Origin of the sequence: Corynebacterium vitaeruminis, from assembly GCF_001054325.1 — a bacterium.
Lineage (GTDB): Bacteria > Actinomycetota > Actinomycetes > Mycobacteriales > Mycobacteriaceae > Corynebacterium > Corynebacterium vitaeruminis_A.
The window spans coordinates 53,024-71,971 of sequence record NZ_JVVM01000033.1 but is presented as its reverse complement, the minus strand read 5'-3'; the positions used below and the strand labels follow the sequence as shown (position 1 = coordinate 71,971).

12 protein-coding genes are annotated in these 18,948 nt (G+C 58.6%); 9 read left to right on the top strand and 3 right to left on the bottom strand.

Annotated elements, in window-relative coordinates:
* Nucleotides 1-261: 261 nt before the first annotated feature.
* Together gltB and ADA16_RS10070 are read left to right on the top strand one after the other, a co-directional pair.
* On the top strand, nt 262-4,893 hold the full coding sequence (gene gltB, locus ADA16_RS10075) for a glutamate synthase large subunit (RefSeq protein WP_239659444.1): 4,632 nt from the start codon (nt 262-264) through the stop codon (nt 4,891-4,893).
* Nucleotides 4,886-6,427 (top strand): glutamate synthase subunit beta, encoded by a 1,542-nt coding sequence (locus tag ADA16_RS10070; protein ID WP_048761646.1) that lies wholly within the window; start codon nt 4,886-4,888, stop codon nt 6,425-6,427. Before gltB ends, ADA16_RS10070 begins: the two co-directional genes overlap by 8 nt.
* A gap of 59 nt (nt 6,428-6,486) precedes the next feature.
* On the opposite strand, the gene ADA16_RS10065 is transcribed toward ADA16_RS10070, so the two are convergent.
* Nucleotides 6,487-9,057: a multicopper oxidase domain-containing protein gene (locus ADA16_RS10065; protein ID WP_065421355.1), complete on the bottom strand. Its 2,571-nt coding sequence runs from the start codon at nt 9,055-9,057 to the stop codon at nt 6,487-6,489.
* 132 nt (nt 9,058-9,189) lie between these two features.
* Complete coding sequence (locus tag ADA16_RS10060; RefSeq protein WP_152680758.1) at nt 9,190-9,393, bottom strand: hypothetical protein; 204 nt, start codon at nt 9,391-9,393, stop codon at nt 9,190-9,192.
* 365 nt (nt 9,394-9,758) lie between these two features.
* Here ADA16_RS10060 and ADA16_RS10055 point away from each other — a divergent pair, with 365 nt between their 5' ends.
* The 6 genes from ADA16_RS10055 to ADA16_RS10030 are packed head-to-tail and all read left to right on the top strand — an operon-like array spanning nt 9,759 to nt 17,518.
* Nucleotides 9,759-11,636: a polysaccharide biosynthesis protein gene (locus ADA16_RS10055; protein WP_048761638.1), complete on the top strand. Its 1,878-nt coding sequence runs from the start codon at nt 9,759-9,761 to the stop codon at nt 11,634-11,636.
* 18 nt (nt 11,637-11,654) lie between these two features.
* Entirely contained in the window at nt 11,655-12,899 is a 1,245-nt protein-coding gene (locus tag ADA16_RS10050) for a lipopolysaccharide biosynthesis protein (protein ID WP_048761635.1), read from the top strand.
* A gap of 3 nt (nt 12,900-12,902) precedes the next feature.
* Nucleotides 12,903-14,090: a glycosyltransferase family 4 protein gene (locus tag ADA16_RS10045; RefSeq protein WP_048761632.1), complete on the top strand. Its 1,188-nt coding sequence runs from the start codon at nt 12,903-12,905 to the stop codon at nt 14,088-14,090.
* A gap of 2 nt (nt 14,091-14,092) precedes the next feature.
* Nucleotides 14,093-15,271 (top strand): DegT/DnrJ/EryC1/StrS family aminotransferase, encoded by a 1,179-nt coding sequence (locus ADA16_RS10040; protein WP_048761630.1) that lies wholly within the window; start codon nt 14,093-14,095, stop codon nt 15,269-15,271.
* The gene (locus tag ADA16_RS10035) at nt 15,268-16,842 is read left to right on the top strand and encodes an O-antigen ligase family protein (protein WP_048761626.1); all 1,575 of its coding nucleotides are present in this window, start codon (nt 15,268-15,270) and stop codon (nt 16,840-16,842) included. Before ADA16_RS10040 ends, ADA16_RS10035 begins: the two co-directional genes overlap by 4 nt.
* 10 nt (nt 16,843-16,852) lie before the next feature.
* Nucleotides 16,853-17,518 carry a sugar transferase gene (locus ADA16_RS10030; RefSeq protein ID WP_048761624.1) on the top strand — a complete coding sequence of 222 codons (666 nt, stop codon included), beginning with the start codon at nt 16,853-16,855 and terminating at the stop codon, nt 17,516-17,518.
* Here ADA16_RS10030 and ADA16_RS10025 read toward each other — a convergent pair.
* Nucleotides 17,502-18,197, bottom strand: coding sequence for an acetyltransferase (locus tag ADA16_RS10025; RefSeq protein ID WP_048761622.1), 696 nt, complete (start codon nt 18,195-18,197; stop codon nt 17,502-17,504). The genes ADA16_RS10030 and ADA16_RS10025 overlap by 17 nt on opposite strands.
* Between ADA16_RS10025 and ADA16_RS10020 the strand changes: the two genes are divergently transcribed.
* Nucleotides 18,196-18,648, top strand: a complete 453-nt coding sequence (locus ADA16_RS10020; RefSeq protein WP_048761619.1) for a hypothetical protein — start codon at nt 18,196-18,198, stop codon at nt 18,646-18,648. The genes ADA16_RS10025 and ADA16_RS10020 overlap by 2 nt on opposite strands.
* Nucleotides 18,649-18,948: the final 300 nt, after the last annotated feature.

Sequence of the window (18,948 nt, the reverse complement as noted above, 5' to 3'; positions counted from 1 at the left end):
TCGAACAACTGTGCGCAGTTTGCGGGGGTGATGGCTCAATTAGGGGGTTATGAGATTAAAACGGGTAGTAAAAGCCCGGTTTTATTCGAAATAGCAAGCCGGCCTAGCTCCTTCGGGGGTGGATAAATTTCCTTAATTACCTTATTACGTATTGCGATACGCCTAGATGAAAGTGCATTGTTAAAGCAGTTGGAAATATAGATAACCCGTGTCCCCCAATTGGCACATTGCACCTATAAGGGGAAAACAACTATGACAGCCATGACAGCCATGACTCTGAATGAAACAACGACCACATTGCCTCGTGGTCACCAGAGGGAAGGCCTCTACCATCCGTCGAACGAGCACGATGCGTGTGGCGTGGCCTTTGTCGCCGACATTTACGGCCGCCAGACCCACGACATTGTGGAAAAGGGCATTCAGGCACTGGTCAACCTCGACCACCGCGGTGCTGCTGGTGCCGAGAAGACCACTGGCGACGGTGCCGGCATTCTCATTCAGGTTCCGGATGCCTATTACCGCGCTGAGCTGAGTAAAGAAGGCGTCATTTTGCCACCGGCTGGCACCTACGCCACCGGTATCGCATTTCTGCCGCAGTTGCGCATGGCTACTCTCGACGCCATCCGCGCTATTGAGGACATCTGCGCCGAAGAGGGCATTGAGATCCTGGCATGGCGCGATGTGCCGATTAACGCTGAGGGGCTTGGCCAAATGGCTCGCCAGGCTATGCCAGTGCTGCGTCAGCTCTTCGTCACCGCGAAGAACCACGAGGGCCGCCAGCTCAGCGATATTGACCTCGACCGCAAGATGTTCTTCCTGCGTAAGCGCTGCGAGCGCGAGCTGGGTGAACAGGGCGCTGGTGAGGGCTCCGGTGGCGACACCGTGTACTTTCCGTCGCTGTCCAGCCGCACGATTGTCTACAAGGGCATGCTGACTACACCGCAGTTAAAGGATTTCTACCTTGACCTGCAGCAGAAGGAAGTCACCTCTGCGCTCGCCATCGTGCACTCGCGCTTTTCTACCAACACTTTCCCGTCCTGGCCGCTGGCGCACCCGTACCGCTACGTCGCTCACAACGGTGAGATCAACACCGTGCGCGGTAATGAGAACTGGATGCGTGCCCGCGAGGCGCTGATTCGTTCCGGCAAGCTGGGCAACATCGATCGCGCACTGCCGGTGTGCGACCCCAACGGTTCTGACACCGCGCGTTTCGACGAGGCTCTGGAGCTCCTACATCTCGGGGGTCGCAGTCTCCCGCATGCGGTCATGATGATGGTTCCGCAGGCCTGGGAGCACGACGATAACCTCAGCCCGCAGGTCCGCGCCTTCTACGAGTACCACGCTTGCCTGATGGAGCCGTGGGATGGCCCTGCCGCCATCTGCTTTACCGACGGCCAGGTCGTCGGTGCCACCCTGGACCGCAATGGTCTGCGCCCGGGGCGCATCTGGGTTACCGACGAGGGCCTGGTGGTCATGGCTTCCGAGGCCGGTGTCCTGGACATCCCACCGGAGCAGATTGTGCAGCGAACTCGCGTGCAGCCAGGCCGGATGTTCTTGGTCGATATGAAGGCCGGTCGAATCATTGAGGACAAGGAGATTAAGTCCACACTGGCCGCCACTGGTCCGTACGAGGAATGGGTCAAAGAGGGGCTGGTCGACATCACTGATCTGCCACGAGAGCGCTACCAGTACATGCCGCATGCTCGCGCGGTGTTGCGCCAGCGCGTCTTCGGCATCACCGAGGAAGACGTGGACCTAATCATCCGCCCGATGGCCCTCACCGGTGCGGAGGGCCTAGGCTCGATGGGCTCGGATACGCCGATTGCGGCGCTGTCCAACCGTCCTCGCATGTTGTTCGACTTCTTCTCGCAGCGGTTTGCACAGGTGACCAATCCGCCGCTGGACTCGCTGCGCGAAAAGTCCATCACCAGCATGAATACGTTGCTGGGTGCAGAGACCAACATCCTGGAGCCCACTGCCGATGCCGCCCGTCGCATCCGGCTCGAACATCCAATCCTGGACAACCACGACTTTGTCACCCTGTGCCAGGCGGGCAAGAACGAGGAGTACTCCGAGTTCCGCGCCGAGGTCATCTCCGGCCTGTACCCGGTCGCCCGCGGTGGCCGTGGCTTGCGCAACGCTATCCGCCGCGTTCGCCGTGAGGTCTCCGAGGCCATTGACCGTGGTGCGCGACTGATTGTGCTGTCTGACCGTGAGTCCAACGAGCGCTTTGCGCCCATCCCATCACTGCTGCTGACCTCTGCGGTACATCACCACCTGGTGGAGGAACGCACTCGCACGCGCGCCAGCCTCATCATTGAGGCTGGCGACGCCCGCGAGGTGCACCACATGGCCATGCTGTTGGGCTTCGGTGCCGATGCCATCAATCCGTACATGGCCTTCGAAACCATCGATGAGCTGCGCATGAAGGATCAGCTCGGTGATTTGACGCTGGATCAGGCCTGCTCAAATTACTGCAAGGCAGCCTCCAAGGGAGTGCTGAAGGTCATGTCCAAGATGGGTATCGCCTCGCTGCAGTCCTACCGTGGTGCTCAGTTGGCTGACACCGTCGGTCTGTCGCAGGAGTTCTTGGACGAGTACTTCACCGGCGCTGTTTCTCCGCTGGAGGGCATTGGCCTCGACGAGGTCGCAGAAGATGTTGCCGCTCGCCACCGCAGCGCATTCCTGCCGCGTCCGGAAGAGCAAGCACACCGCGAGCTGGATCTCGGCGGCGAGTACAAGTGGCGTCGCGAAGGCGAGTACCACCTGTTCAACCCGGAGACCATCTACACGCTGCAGCATGCCACCCGCACTGGTCAGTACGCGGTCTTCCGCGACTACACCAACAAGGTCGATGAGCAGACGAAGCAGCTGGCTACGCTGCGTGGCATGCTCGAGTTTGCCTCGGACCGCGAGCCAATCGATATCGATGAGGTCGAGCCGATTTCCAGCATCGTCAAGCGTTTTTCCACTGGTGCGATGAGCTACGGTTCCATCTCCGCGGAGGCGCACGAGACGCTGGCTATCGCCATGAACCGCCTGGGTGGCATGTCCAACTCCGGTGAGGGCGGCGAGGACCCGGACCGTTTCGAGATGGAGGCCAACGGTGACTGGAAGCGCTCTGCCATCAAGCAGGTCGCATCGGGTCGATTTGGTGTGACCAGCCATTACCTGTCCAACTGCACCGACATCCAGATTAAGATGGCCCAAGGTGCAAAGCCCGGCGAAGGTGGTCAGCTGCCACCGAACAAGGTCTACCCGTGGATTGCGGAAGTCCGCATCACCACCCCGGGCGTGGGCCTAATCTCGCCGCCGCCGCACCACGACATCTACTCGATTGAGGATTTGGCGCAGCTCATTTACGACCTCAAGAACGCCAATCCGCGGGCTCGCATTCACGTCAAGCTCGTCTCTGAGCAGGGCGTGGGTACCGTCGCGGCTGGTGTGTCGAAGGCGCATGCCGACGTCGTGCTGATTTCCGGCCATGATGGCGGAACCGGTGCCTCGCCGCTGACCAGCCTCAAGCACGCCGGTGGTCCGTGGGAGCTGGGGCTCGCTGAAACTCAGCAGACCCTGATGCTCAACGGGCTGCGTGACCGCATCCGCGTGCAGTGCGACGGTCAGCTCAAGACCGGCCGCGATGTTGTGGTCGCGATGCTGCTGGGTGCTGAGGAGTTCGGCTTTGCCACCGCTCCGCTGGTGGTTGAGGGCTGCGTCATGATGCGCGTCTGCCACCTGGACACCTGCCCAGTCGGTATTGCCACCCAGAATCCGAACTTGCGGAGCAAGTTCACCGGACGTGCCGAGCACGTGGTCAACTTCTTCACCTTCATCGCCCAGCAGGTCCGTGAATACCTCGCTGAGCTAGGCTTTCGCACCATCGACGAAGCGGTCGGACATGCCGAGTGCCTGCGTCCGCGCAAGGATCTCGACAACCTTCCGCGCGTCGCAAAGCTAGACCTGGAGCGAATCCTGCACGTTGCGGAGAGCCCCTTCTTTGCGGACCAGGATTCCTACTGCACGAAGGCGCAGGACCACGGCCTCGAGGGCGCGTTGGACGAGCGCCTCATCGACGAAGCGCAGCCCGCACTGCGCACGGCGCGCGCGAATGGGTTGGCGCCGACGCCAGTGGCATTGCACCACGCCATCAGCAATGTGAACCGTTCCGTGGGCACGCGGCTCGGGTACGAAGTCACCAAGGTCGCAGGTAAGCAGGGGCTTGCCGACGACTCCATCGTCGTCAACCTGCTCGGTTCCGCCGGTAACTCGCTGGGTGCGTTCCTGCCGGCCGGTGTGACCATCAAGCTGGAGGGCGATGCCAACGACTTTGTGGGCAAGGGGCTGTGTGGCGGCAAGATTGTGGTCCGGCCTTCACGTTCGGCTCCGCCGACCGCGGATCTGGCTACCGACACCATTGCCGGTAACGTCATTGGTTTCGGTGCTACCAGTGGTGAGATCTTCGTTCGCGGCACCGTCGGCGAGCGCTTCTGCGTACGTAACTCCGGTGCGACGGCCGTGGTCGAGGGTATCGGTAACCACGGATGTGAGTACATGACCGGTGGCCGCGTCGTAGTGGCAGGACCAGTGGGGCATAACTTCGGTGCCGGCATGAGTGGCGGTATCGCCTACCTGCTGGATAACGAGGCAACGCGGGCGAACATCAACACCGAGTTGGTCGATATCGTGCCGCTGGGTGATGAGGACATCAGCTGGCTGGAGGTCACGCTGGCGAAGCACCGCAAGCTCACGGGTTCCAAGACTCGGTTCCCATCCGCACAGTTCATCAAAATCATGCCGCGTGATTACGCCCGAATTCTCGACGTAGTCGCGAAGGCAAAGGGCAACGACGCCGATATCAACGAGGCAATCATGGAGGCAGTAAGCAATGGCTGATCCGAAGGGTTTCATGAAATTCCAGCGCGAAGAGCCTGCTCATCGCCCGGTTCCGCTGCGCCTTATGGACTGGAAAGAGGTCTACGAGGAACAGCGCAAAGGGCAGGTGCAACAGCAGGCCACCCGCTGCATGGACTGTGGCGTGCCGTTTTGTCACGCGGCCTGCCCGCTGGGCAACATCATTCCGGAGTGGAATGACCTGGTTCGTCAGAACCGCTGGCACGAGGCTTTCGAGCGCTTGCACGCCACCAACAACTTCCCAGAGTGGACCGGACGCCTATGCCCGGCTCCGTGCGAGGGTGGTTGTGTGCTCGGCATTAACGACGATGCCGTGACCATCAAGAACATCGAGTTGGCTATCGTCGAGCGAGGTTTCGATGAGGGCTGGGTGCAGCCGGTTGTGCCGACTTTCGACACTGGCCAGCACATTGCTGTCATCGGCTCCGGCCCGGCGGGTCTTGCGGCTGCACAGCAGCTCACTCGCGCCGGGCACGATGTCACGGTCTTCGAGCGTGACGACAAGATTGGTGGTCTGATGCGCTACGGCGTGCCGGACTACAAGATGGAGCAGCGCTTCCTCGACCGGCGCCTTGAGCAGATGGAGATCGAGGGCACCGAGTTCCGCACCAACGTCTCACCGACAGCCGCTGACCTGGCAGAATTCGACGCAGTTGTTCTGGCTACCGGCGCAACTCTGCCCCGTGATCTGCCCGTCGATGGCCGTGGCCTCGAGGGTATCTATCAGGCTATGGAGTACCTGCCGGGCGCCAACCGCGTTGCCGCAGGCGAGCTAGACACCCCGCCAATTGATGCCAAGGGCAAGAAGGTCGTCGTCATCGGTGGTGGTGACACCGGCATCGACTGCTTCGGTACCGCGCTGCGTCAGGGCGCTGCGTCCGTCACACAGTTCGACATCCGCCCGCGTGCCCCGAAGTCCCGTGCAGCGTCGACACCATGGCCGATGTATCCGCTGGTCTGGCGTGTGGCCACCGCTCACGAAGAGGGCGAGTACACCATCACTGGTTCCGAGCCACCAGAGGTTACCGAGGCGCTCGGACTCAACGCCCGCGTCACCGGTGAGACTCTCGGCAAGCGCGTCTTCAATGTCAACACCGTCTCCTTCCACGGCGAGGACGGCCACGTAACCGGCCTGTCTGCTAACGAGGTTGAGGTCATTGACGGAAAGCGTGTGCCCATGGAAGATACGGATTTCGAGCTCGACGCCGACCTGGTTCTCATCGCTCTGGGCTTCTCCGGCCCAGAGCGCGGGGGCCTGCCTCATGAGCTGGGTATTCAGTTCACCGATCGCGGTGTGATGATGCGTGACGACGACTACCTCGCCGTGCGCAGCGACATCGAGCAGAACTTCGACGGTCCGGTGTTCGTGGCCGGTGACAATGGCCGTGGTGCCAGCTTAATCGTGTGGGCTATCGCCGAAGGCCGCGCCTGCGCCGAGGCTGTGGACCAGTACCTGATGGGCGAGTCCAACCTGCCTCGCGCGGTGGAGCCGGAGGATGCTCCAATCAAGCTGTAAACTCCGGTGTCTCTGCAGGTGTGAGCTGGCACACCTGTAGTTATTGGAAGCACCTTGAACTAGTTCACCACTATGTCGCCGCGCGCCCCCATTTCGGCATGCACCATTTGGTGGTCAACGAAGCGGTACGTGCCCGGCTCCGGGAATTCGGCCTCAACATAACCACCCTGCGCGGCACCGAGGTCAAGGGCTTGGGCGCCGCCCACGCCGTCGTCAAGCAAAAGCGTTCCCTCTTTGTACACGCGGTGGAACTGCGTGCCGACGATGTGGAAGCTCGTGCCCTTGTTGGGGCCTGCGGCAAGTACCCAGAAACGCACGGTTTCACCTGCGCGAATACGAATTGGGTGGGTGAGATACTGGTCGGGGTAGCCGTTGAACTTGTAGATATCGGGGTCCTCGACCATGGTCTTGTCGGCATCGGGACCGGCTTCGCCCCAGTAGCTTTCGGACTGCACCAGCAGGACCTCGTGGTCGACTTCTGCGAGGTTCGGCGGGTCAATGATGACCGCACCGTGCATGCCGGCGGCGATATGCATCGACATGGGCATGGTCGCGCAGTGGTACATCCAGATGCCCGCGCGGTCGGCACGGAAGCGGTACTCAAGCTTCTCGCCAGGGGCAATGTCTCGCATCGGCTCATCCGGCGAGACAATGCCCGCGTGGAAGTCGATGGAATGGCTCATCGTGCCGTCATTAATGAGCGTGACGACGAACTCGTCGCCCACCTTGCCGCGCAGAGTCGGACCCAACGGTTTGCCGTTGTAGACCCAGTGCTGCTGCTCGACACCCGGGGCGGCATAACCGGTGAATTCGCTGGCCCGCAGCGTGACGTGGTGAACTGTGGTGTCCTCGGCGGGCTCTAATAGCGGGTTGATGGTGGGGGAATCCGGGCCGGGTTGCTCGCCTACTGTGCCGAGTGCGCCGGGAGTGGCATGTCCGGTGTGGTTGCCATGTCCATTGTGGTTTGAATGGTCAGTGCTACCTGTATTGACTGTGAGGGTCATGCCCATCTGACGGTGCCCGGCAATGGTGCACCAACCGTCAATGTCACCGGGAACAACCGGCACTTCAATGGTGGCGGAGTTGCCAGGGGCGACACGTCCGGTGTCCTCGCCGGTGGCCAGGCGCAGATCATGGACCTGGGAGTCGGCGTTGACCAGGGTGATGACCAGGCGGTCACCGGGATTGGCCTCGATGACGTTCGGGCTATAGGTCATATCGCGGGCGGTGACGGTGACCTCGACTGTCTCCCCGGTGGGTGTGACATCGCTGGCAGCTTCAGTGCTACTTGCACTGCTACCGACGCCACCGCTCAAGGCGACGCCGACGGTCACCACCAGCCCCAATACTGCCAGGGCAGCGGTGGTTTGAGCTCCGAGGCGACGCGCGGTTGCCTGCAGTTCGACCGGCTTCGGCGACGGCTCCTTGTTCGCCATTGCCTGTCGACGCGCCTTCAATGCACCAATCTGCGCCTTTGCCGCGCGGCCAACAAGTGGCAAGTACGACACCAGCGCAAGAGAGACCAGCGCGGACACCGCCACCTTGATCCACGATGGCAGTGGCAACAGCCACAGAGCCAGGCCGATATTAATAGTCGCCCATCGGAACGCACCTGCGCGGTCAAGTTCCTTCATACCGGCAGAGACTGGGCCAGCACCTCCGCCGATGGTGGCGGGCAAGAGTTGGCTCATCATGCCGATAAGCAATTGTGCGCCGAAACCGATTATCAGCGGCAGCGTAAGGGATGAGATTACGAAGCTGTCGTCAAGCGCCTTGACTGTGGCGACTGTGAGTGTGCCAATCAGCCAGACGACCGCAGCCGCAACAGACAGCGCCGGGTAGCTGAGGCGGTCGCGGGGGTCTTTAGCGACAGCCATGACGTTGTGCGCCCACGGGATAGCGGCGATGATCCAGCCGATAGTGATGATGCCAATGCCAACCGAAGCGAGCCAGTTGATGCTGGTCAGTGCACCGATTGTGGTAGTCGCGATACCTATGAGCTGTACTGCTAGTGCCAGCTTCGGGCGGGAATGCGGTGACATCTGGGTTCGCCACAGCGCTGGAAACATGGTGATGAGCGTGCCGCAGGCCGCGAGCCCGAGGAAGCCAATGAGGTTGATGGCTTCGTGGGCGAGCAGGAGGTCGTCGTGAAGCGTGTCCCCCTTTGGGGAGGCGAGGATAGCGCCGAGCGCAGCGCCGATGGGGAGTAGGCATGCGGACGCGACGTAGTGCGCGACGGAAATGGCAAATGGTCGATCGCGCTTCGCCATCAGGTCGCGTCCGAGGGAAATCGCATGCCATGCGACGGCGACGCCGACGACCGCCGCGCCGGCGGTGGTCACTTGCCACCAATCGCCCAGCTTGCCGACGACCGTTGCGACAATACCCGCGTTGAGCAGGTAAATCCTTGCTAACTGAATATGTCGATTGCCATCGGGCACGTCGATTTTCAGTAGCTTCTCGGTGAAGTGGCGGCTCCAGATAAGGATGGAGTTGGTGACGGCGCCGAGGGTAAAGAGGTGCACCAACAGCCAGCGCCCATCGGTGACAAATGGGTGGAATAATGCGGCCACAATGATGGCAGCGAACCACCAGCGTACCGGCATACCGGCCTTGCGATGCCAGGACATGCGGTGACTCTTGCCAGCTTTAGAAGGCGGTTTGGTTGTGGGGGATTGGGGTTCTGGTGTGGCGGGCGACGACATATATCAATAATACGCATACTGGTTGCGCATTTAATAGGGGCGCATGTAAGAGTGCTTTTATTTGGGCAGGTCTACGCCGTTTTTATAGGCCTGCCAGAACTGTGTGGCCTGCTGTGTCTGACTCATCCGGTTTTGAACCAGCATCAGGGTAGCAAGCAACAGCGCCATCACCGTTAGAACTGAAACGGCAGTAATCAGTGCAGCTAGGCAAGGCTTCCGGATGATGAAGGAGCGTGTCCGACGCATGGATGAGGTACTCACGGGGAAAGTGTAACCCTTTTGTCAAAAACGATTGTTTGAGTATTTACGCAAATACTTCCTTGAATAAGTATCTCAATAAAGAGATGATTTTGCATTAATTGCAATCGTCGGGAAGTGGTTACGTTAGAAGTTAGTTTGTACAGCTAGTTATATGAATGTAAACAGATTGAAGCTTCGGTAAATAGTTGATGAAACGTTGTTTTACCAGGGAGAATGATGGGTGAAAAGGGTGGCTTTTTGGCTACCCGATTGAAGGGGTGGGTATATCTATTGGGGGCTGTAAACGTAGTTCATATCGCATATTATGCCAAGTCTGAGGTACGCGTCGTGCGTTTAGATTTTAACCAGTAGTAAAAGGCCTAAATATGTTTATCCGAGACTGGAAGCAGCTCGCCTGGTGTGTATTTGATGTACTCGCCTGGCTGGTTGCGCTGTCCGCCGCTAACGGAATCGTCCGCGGTGAATTGGTATCTTTCTCCGAGATATCAGGCACTAATTTTTTGGTTGTCGCTGTCGCCGTGGTAGTCATTGTCCTGCTTGGCCTGCTGCTCGGGGAGTACACCAACCCGCAGCGCGTATGGCCCGGCAGTCGAACTGAAGATATTGTTCTGCTGAGCATCAGCATGGGCGGCGCTACCGCAGCCACTGGTTTGGCACAAATCCTGAAGACCTTCCCGGAAATTGCGTGGTACGTTCCGTTTGCCGGTGGCTGTGTCGCAACTTTGGCAAGTATCTATACCCGTACTCTCGCTCGCTGGATTACCGACAACTTTGGCTCCCGCCAGACGGATGACCGCTTGATTGTTCTCGGTGCAGGCCGGCGAGCCAAGTTCTTTATCAACAGCCTTACGGATTCCGGTATCTCCCGTGAGAACCGTTTCCACTTGGTCGGAATCGTCGATCCCGAAGACAACGGCGAGAACCATATTTCTCGCATCCATGGTCTCCGCGTGATTCGTGGCATTGATCAGCTGAGCGAAGTCGCATCGCGGACTTCGGCGGAGTCAGTCATCATCGCTACTGATGAACCACTGTCCACGGAGTGCATCAACGTCCTCAACCATATCTGTGAGGAATCGTCGCTGCGTCTGCTCATTCTGCCGCCGGTGGAGGAGTACTCGCGCCACCGTGGTGCTGTCGCTACCTCGCAGGTGCGCGAAATTAACATCGCCGACCTCATCGGCCGTCAGCCGCTGCACCTGGATGAATCCAGGGTCGCTTCCATTATTCGCGGTAAGAAGGTACTGGTCACGGGTGCTGGTGGCTCTATCGGCTCTGAAATCTGCCGACAGGTTCACCGCTTTGAGCCGGCAGAACTGATCATGCTGGATCGCGATGAGGGCGGTTTGCATTCCACGCAGCTGTCGCTGACGGGTTCGGCGCTTCTCGACGGCTCCGATACCGTCCTGGCTGATATCCGTGACGCGGAAATGCTGACGCAGATCTTCACCGAGCGCAAGCCCGATGTTGTCTACCATGCTGCGGCTCTGAAGCATTTGCCACTGCTGGAGAGCTACCCTGCAGAAGCAGTACAGACCAATGTCATCGGTACTCAGAATGTGCTGGATGCAGCGGCTGCGGCCAATGTGTCGACCGTTATTAATATTTCCACGGACAAGGCTGCGAACCCGGCCTCGATTCTGGGGGAGTCCAAGCGTGCTGCGGAGCGCCTGACTGCGCAAATGGGGCGTACCCATGAAGGTGTCTGGGCATCCGTCCGCTTCGGTAACGTGTTTGGCTCGCGAGGTTCGGTCATCACGACTTTCCAGCGTCAGATTGAAGAGGGCGGGCCGGTTACGGTGACGCATCCTGATGTTCAGCGCTACTTCATGACCATTCCGGAGGCATCGCAGCTGGTGCTGCAGGCTACCGTTATTGCAGAGTCCGGTGAAACACTGGTGCTGGAGATGGGCAAGCCGGTCAGGATTGCTGAGCTGGCGGAGAACCTCATCAAGCTCCATGACGCAGACGTAGAGATCGTCTATACGGGTCTTCGTGACGGTGAAAAGATTTCTGAGGACTTGGTCGATGACCGTGAGATTCCCAAGATTGGTGACCGTCATCCGCTAATCACTGAGGTACGTGTTGAGCCGGAACAGCTGAATTCGCAGATTCTCCCGTGCACACATGATCACGATGCTGCACGTCGTTGGCTTGCAGAGCACGGTGGCTCGGAAAACAGTACTGCGGTGCATCTCAGCGGTGCGCAAGCACTTGCTGACACTGGTTTGAATACAAAATAGTTAGGAAGACTCCACACCGTGACAACCACCAGCTCCTCTAGTTCCGGGCAGCTGGCGCAAAGAGTTCGGACAGTTGCGACGATTTCGGCAGCTTCAGCGCTCGCCGCAATCGTCGCTTTTGTGGTCAGTATTCTTTCCGCGCGAGTACTAGGACCCACCGGTCGAGGTGAGGTCGCCACCGTTTTGCAGTTTGCCTATATCGTGGCACCATTTGTCGGTTTCGGCGCCGACCGGCTTTTGCTGCGCCGCGATGATCACGATCACGGTCTCATTCCGAGCGGGATTGCCATGGCTGTGGTCGCTCTGATTGCCTGTGTCATTGCAGGTGTCGTCTACGGGCCGTGGACGGCAATGGCCGGCGTTGTCGCCTTGGTCACCGTGTCATTTTCCATGGTTCGTGCCATGGCTATCAGCCGCCATCGGGTGTCCTTCTTCGTCGCGGTATTCGTCTGTTTCCAAGGCTCAGTACTGCTGATTAGCACTGCATTGTATTTTGCAGGAGTCGAGGACTGGCGCTGGTGGGCTGCGGCCTACATTTTCCCGGCGCTGCCCCTGGCAATCTGGTCGCTGGCGAAGTCACGCGAGTATACCGATTCTCGTGTTGGCGGAGTTGTCGAGACGGCTCGTACAAATGCCCCGTTCATCGCATCGGGTCTGGGGCCACTGACGACGACACGCTTGGGGCGCGTTTTACTGCCGGCGCTGGCTTCGCCGGCGTCGTTAGGCCTTTTCGTGGTCGTGGCGACGGCGACAGAGCCGCTGTATTGGGTCGCGCAGTCGGTCGCCGATCAGCGCACCAGCGACCAGAGGGGGCGCGAACTCACCCCGTCTCGTGTGCTCCGACACCTTGGCATCGTCACTGCAGCGTACGGCGCACTTGGTGCGCTCGGTGGTGTGGCGCTTTACTTCCTCATCGTGCCGGTATTTGGCCATGAATTTGAGCCTGCCCAAGAGCTGGTGCTGCCACTGACTATCGCGGCTGTGGTGCTCGGCTGCTACCGACACCTGTGCGGTGAAATTCTTGGCAGCGACAATCCCCGCCGAATCGGCCGAGTGGAGCTCATTTCCGCAGTCATCGCTGTCGTTTGTTACCCGATTGGCATTCTCCTCGGAGATGCCCTCGGCCTCGCGTGGACCAGCGCAATTGTCTACTTTGCAGCAGCCGTTGTTGCAGCAGTGGCGCTGATGCAGCCAAGCGGAGACCAGAAAAATCCATCAACCACCAACGAAGAACTCCCCGTCGACGTAATCGAGGAAAGCTAAACAATGCGAATCACTTATATCCACCAGCACTTTGTTCTCCCCGGTGAGCCGGGTGGTTCCCGTCCCTACGAGTTCGCCCGCCGAATGGCCGCCGCAGGCCACGAGGTGACAATGATCTGTGGTCGCGATGAGGCCATGGATAAAACTGTTGATGGCATCCACGTGCGTCGTCTAGCGATTCCGTACCGCAATGAAATGTCGAAGCGCGAGCGTATCACCAGTTTTCTGAACTTCCTGGTGCGTGCCTCCGTGGTTTCTGCACGTGTGCCTGCCGACGTGGTTTACGCGTCCTCGACTCCGCTGACTGTGGCGGTACCGGGAATTGTGGCGAAGTTTACCCAGCGTGCGCCGTTAGTAGCGGAGATTCGTGACCTGTGGCCAGAGGTGCCGATTAAGTTGGGGTACCTCAATAATCCGGTGGCGATTTTCCTGGCCAAGCAGCTGGAAAAGGCGTTTTATGCGGCATCGAGCGAGGTCGTGGCGCTGTCGCCGTCAATGGCCGATGGTGTTAAGGAAGTGGCGCCGAAGAAGCGTGTGACCGTCATTCCGAATGCGTCGGACTTTGAGCGCTTTGATATTCCAAACGAGCAGCGCGCGGCTTTCCGTAAGGAGCAGGGCTGGGGCGATGACGTGGTTGCCGTCTATGCCGGTGGTTTTGGCATGTCCTACCAGCTGGAGTGGCTTGTTGACCTGGCGGCGCAGCTGCGTCGTGATGGCGTGGAGAACGTGCGCTTTGTCCTGCTGGGACAGGGAAGTGACTCAGACGCGTTGTACCAGCGCGCCAAGAACGCTGGCCTCGATGCCGATGCCATGTTCCTCGGCCGCCAGCCGAAGGAAGATGTCGCGAAGTATGTCTCTGCCGCCGATATCGCACTGTCGCCGCTGCGCGATGACCCCTGTCTGGAGGGTAACTCGCTAAACAAGGTCTTCGACGCCATGGCTGCATCGCGCCCGGTGGTGTTCAACCACGGTGGTTGGCTGGAGGAAGCAGCGACTGAGCACGACGCCGGTTGGCGTCTCTCTCGGGACATTCCGACAGCGGCCAAGCGATTCGCTGAGATCATCTCCGACCGCGATGAAATGCGCGCAGCGGGACAGCGCAACCGCGAGCTAGGCGAGAAATGTTTTGCTCGCGACAGCCTGTACAACCAGCTCATCGAGGTTCTCAACCGCGTCCGAAAGGTTCAGTAGTAATGACAAACTCCGCCGCTAATAAGTCCAATGAGCGGATTTTTCTTTCGCTTGCGACAGTCACTGAAGCAGAAGAGCAGGCTGTCGTCCGCGCGCTGCACTCCGGTTGGGTCGCTCCGCTGGGCCCCGAGGTAGATGCGTTTGAGGCCGAGATTGCCAAACGCTGCGGTGTCGAGCATGCGCTTGCACTGGCTTCCGGCACCGCTGGCCTGCACTTGGCACTGCTTGCGTTGGGCATTGGGGAAGGCGACTACATCCCGGTGTCCACCATGACCTTTGCGGCCACGACCAACGCCATTGCTTATGTCGGCGCAACGCCGGTGTTTGTCGATGCCACAGAGGATGGAAACATCGATCCTGAGCTGCTGCTCCGCACCGTCGATGAGCTGCTTGCCGAGGGCAAGAACGTTCCCGCCGTGATGGTCGTGGACCTCTTCGGCCGCTGCGCTGACTACCCGGCCTTCGCGCCACGCCTGGAAGAACTGGGCGTCGCGCTGATTGAGGACGCCGCCGAGGCGCTCGGTGCCAGTGTCGATGGTCAGTCGGCTGGCAGCTTTGGCCGTGCCGCTGCGCTGTCGTTCAACGGCAACAAGATTATGACCACCTCCGGCGGTGGCATGTTGCTGTCCAACGATGCTGAGCTCATCGCCCACGCGCGCTACCTGTCCACGCAGGCGCGTCAGCCCGTCGCTTGGTACGAGCACACCGAAATCGGCTACAACTACCGCCTTTCCAATTTGCTTGCCGCACTGGGGCGAGCGCAGCACTCGCGTCTGGACGACATGATTGCTCGCCGTCGCCAGATTCGTAATGCGTACATCGATTTGCTTGCCTCGCTTGACGACGATGCCCCTGGTAAAGGTACTCGCTTGCTCTCTGACTCCGATGAGCGTTTCACCGAGAACTGCTGGCTGACCTCGATTGTGCTGCCACAGGAGGCCGTCGATAAGGGCGTGCTGAGCCCGGACAGCGTGATTGCGGCGCTGGGTGAGGCCAACATTGAGGCTCGTCATCTGTGGAAGCCGATGCACCTGCAGCCGGTGTACGAGGGCGCGCGGGCGACCATCAACGGCACCGCTGAGAATCTTTTCTCCCGTGGCATTACTCTTCCTAGTGGTCCTGCGTTGGATGATGATGACGTCGCGCGGGTGATTGGTGTTTTGAAGGAAGTGCTGGGATGACTTCTACTGAGGTAGCTGGAGAAGCTGTAAAACAGCGAAAACCAATACTGCAGTCGCTGCTTATTGTGGTGGCCGCCGGAATGTTTGCTGGTGTCCTCTACGTTGGCGACACGACGATGAAGGATGTCTCCGCAGCGCTTCCTGATTTATCTTTGGCATTGCCGATTTTGGTGATTGTTGCAATCCTTACCACCGTCGGCACTCCAGAAGCGCAGCGCCAGAGTTTACTGAATGCGATGAAACGCGCTGGCGATATAAAGCAGTGGCCGATGGCCGTATGGGCATTAGTGGCGTTCTACGCCTGGCTGTTTTGGATGATGCTGTCCGGACTATGGGCTCCTGAAGCCGCCGAAGTAGCTCCTGTCGTTGCTGCGTTGATAATGCTTGAGCTCATCGCCACGATGTCAGCAATACTGTTTTATTTGCATCCGCAGGCACTGGTGTGGCTGTGGTTAGCCGTAGCCATTTGCTCACTTATTTTTCTCTACGGTGGCATTACTGGTCCGAAATATGTTGGACGTATGACTGCGTTCGGCGGGGGTCCGAATGTGTTTGCCCGTTTCATGCTGTATGGCATCGCGGCAGCTGTGTTTTTTATGCTGTGGCGTAAGTTCATGTGGGCAGCTCTCTTGTTCGCAGCGCCATTTGCTTACGGTCTCGTCGCTTCGGGAAGCCGCGGTGTACTGGTTGCCACCACGGTAGTAGTCCTCTTTACCGCTATAGCTGTATTTTTTCACTGGGGTTGGAAGTGGGCGACTGTATTTTATGTCGCTGTAGTCGCAGCGATTGCATATGGATACTCGCGGTTCATCGCGGGTACGGAGATTGAAGAGTACTTTAAGACGCGCTTTATCCAGTTGACCTTCGAAAAAGAACATGATTCTGGGCGCGGTTATCTTCACGATGAAGCTTTCCGAATCATGGGAGAACACCGCATCTTTGGTGGTGGTCTACACAGTTTCGTTGTGCTGTCGACACCGAGGTCTTCACGCCCGCTGGAACATCCGCACAATATCTTCTACACAGTCGGATCTGAAGCGGGTGTCATAGGTATCGGCCTGCTTGTGATCGTGCTGGTTGTGTTGGCAATCGCCTGTCGCCACTTATTCAAGTTTCTTCAAGCTGGTCTAACCGCAGCTGTGGCATTCGCGGTTCTTGTGGCACAGGTTTTTTCTGGTTACTACTACGATTCCCGTTCGTTATGGCTATTTGGTTTTGCAGCAGCATTTGCAATGCTGAGCCTACGGCGCCGCGCACAGGACACAGCATCGGCAGAACCAGAGCTGGAGCCGCAGCCGGAAGCGAAACCAGAACCCGCAGCTGAGCCCGAACCAGTCATGGTCACCGATACCGCAGAGCCGGTTGTTCCGGAGTCGAGGCCAGCGGTGGCCGTCGTCAAGCAAAGTGCGCCTGACAACAAGGATGACAACAAGAAGCTGCGCGTTGCGGCAGCTGCGTTTGCGGCGGCCGGTGCGGTCGGTGCGGTCGGTTGGCTGGTTGGGAACCGTTCAAATGCGGAAGTCGATGCGCGTGCCGAAAAGCTCTTGCGCGAAATGTTCAACGAGAAGTAGGAGATGACCAATGGATTCACTGAGCATCCGCGCGCAACGGGTAATTAAGCGTGGCATCGACGTCGCGGCGTCTGCAGCAGGCCTGATTGTGCTGTCCCCAGTTATGGGTGCTACGGCGCTGGCAGTACGGCTTTCCATGGGGAAGCCAGTCCTATTCCGCCAGGAACGCCCGGGTCAGGATGGTGAGCCGTTTAATATCCTCAAGTTCCGGACGATGCACCACGTCAATCCGGCAAAGGGGCTTGTCGACGATGCGTCCCGCCTCACGGAGGTAGGAAAATTCCTTCGTTCCACAAGCTTGGATGAGCTTCCGGAGCTCATCAATGTTCTGCGTGGCGATATGAGCCTCGTTGGCCCGCGGCCGCTGCGCATGAAGTATCTAGAACGTTATTCGCCGCGCCAAGCTCGCCGCCATGAGGTGCCACCGGGAATTACGGGGCTTGCTCAGGTGTCGGGCCGCAATGGCATCACCTGGGAAGAGCGTTTCGAGTACGACGTGCAGTACGTGGATAATTGGTCGCTACTGCTCGATGCGAAGATTCTCCTCGACACAATCTTGGTGGTGCTGAGGCGCGAAGGCATCTCAGAAGAGGGCCAAGTGACTATGACCGAGTTCACCGGTTCGTCGGACAAGGGGGCGTCGGATAAGGACGTCTCGGCTAACGCAGATTCTTAATCACACTTGCGGGAACACCGGCGACAACGGAGTAGTCATCGACGTCTCTGGTAACTGCGGCTCCGGATCCGACGTACGCTCCCTCGCCGACAGTGAGGCCGGGGTTGATTACGGAATTGGCTCCTAGTGTGCAGGCTTCGCCAAGTGTGACAAAGCCCGACACGGCATTGAGTGGGAAGATTGTGCAGTAATCCCGCAGCACCGCATCGTGGCCGATTGTGACATTCATATTGATTTGGGCATGCTTGCCAATCTCAATATTGCAGGTCAGGCGTGCTCCGGGGCAGATGACCGTGCCCTCGCCGAGCGTGACCAACGCGCCAATGCTGGTGTCTGGGTGGACCAGGGTTGCGGGCACGAGCCCCGCGGCATCTGCGCGTTGCGCAATCGAACGTCGAGCAGCACCGCTGCCGATTGCGACTGTGTAGTAGGCCCCCTTGGGCAAGTCCGCGAAGATGTCGGTCTTACCTAAAAACTGCACGCCCATTTTGTGGAAAAATGTCATATCCGGGGCGCCATCATCAATAATGCCTAGGATCTCCCACTGCTTTGGCATTCCGTTTTCCACGGCGTAGTCGTTGATGTCCTTGATGAAGCTGACCACGTTTCGCCCAAAACCACCAGCGCCGACGATGACAATCTTTTCGGTCGTCGTGTTGTTGATCCACTGCTTTGGCATGAGCACAATTGTCCCATGCCGTATAGCGTCACCGCCAGGGCAAAAGAAGCTGCACTGGACTGACGAGAGCATTAGCCGGAAATTGGATATCGCTAAGGCGATAGCTGACCACGACAATATGAATGCAATCGTGTCGCATTATGGTGAGGCATCTGGAAAAGAGGAACGATTCCGCCGCAAGTGTCTAGAGCAGATTTACTACGAGTTAGACCAGATGGGCATTAATCGAGTAGTGATGGAGAGCCGATCTAAGCATCAAGATGCGAAGGACCGTGGACACATTGTCGCGCTGCAGGGGCGAGGGCTGTTTCAGAATATGAGAATCGAGCATAAGCGTGGAGGAGATGAACCTCTTTTGTGGATTCCAGATGCCGTTCTCGGTGCACTAAACCTACGGGAAAGGGTCATGCTGAGTGTTGGGAGTTTTTGGCAGAAAGCATTGTGGTGCTGACAAAGACCTCGGATTCCAACTAGCGAGCGTGAAAAGCGACAACCCCCAGATCCAACCGTCCGGCTGGGGTTCTGAGGGGCGTCTTCCAACCTGTCGTAACAGGCGGCGTTAAGTCCATTCTATTTATTCTATTTCTCAAACTCAGATTGTCCAGTGTACGGAGCGTTAAAGCTGACGAGATGCTATAAGACTTCTGTTCACCCAGCAGGGAAATGAGTTCTAGGTAAAGACCCGTATGGCAGTGCGGTACCAAAGTGACGGTTCGAATTTGCTTTCTTTCTAGTGGCATTACTGGGTGTC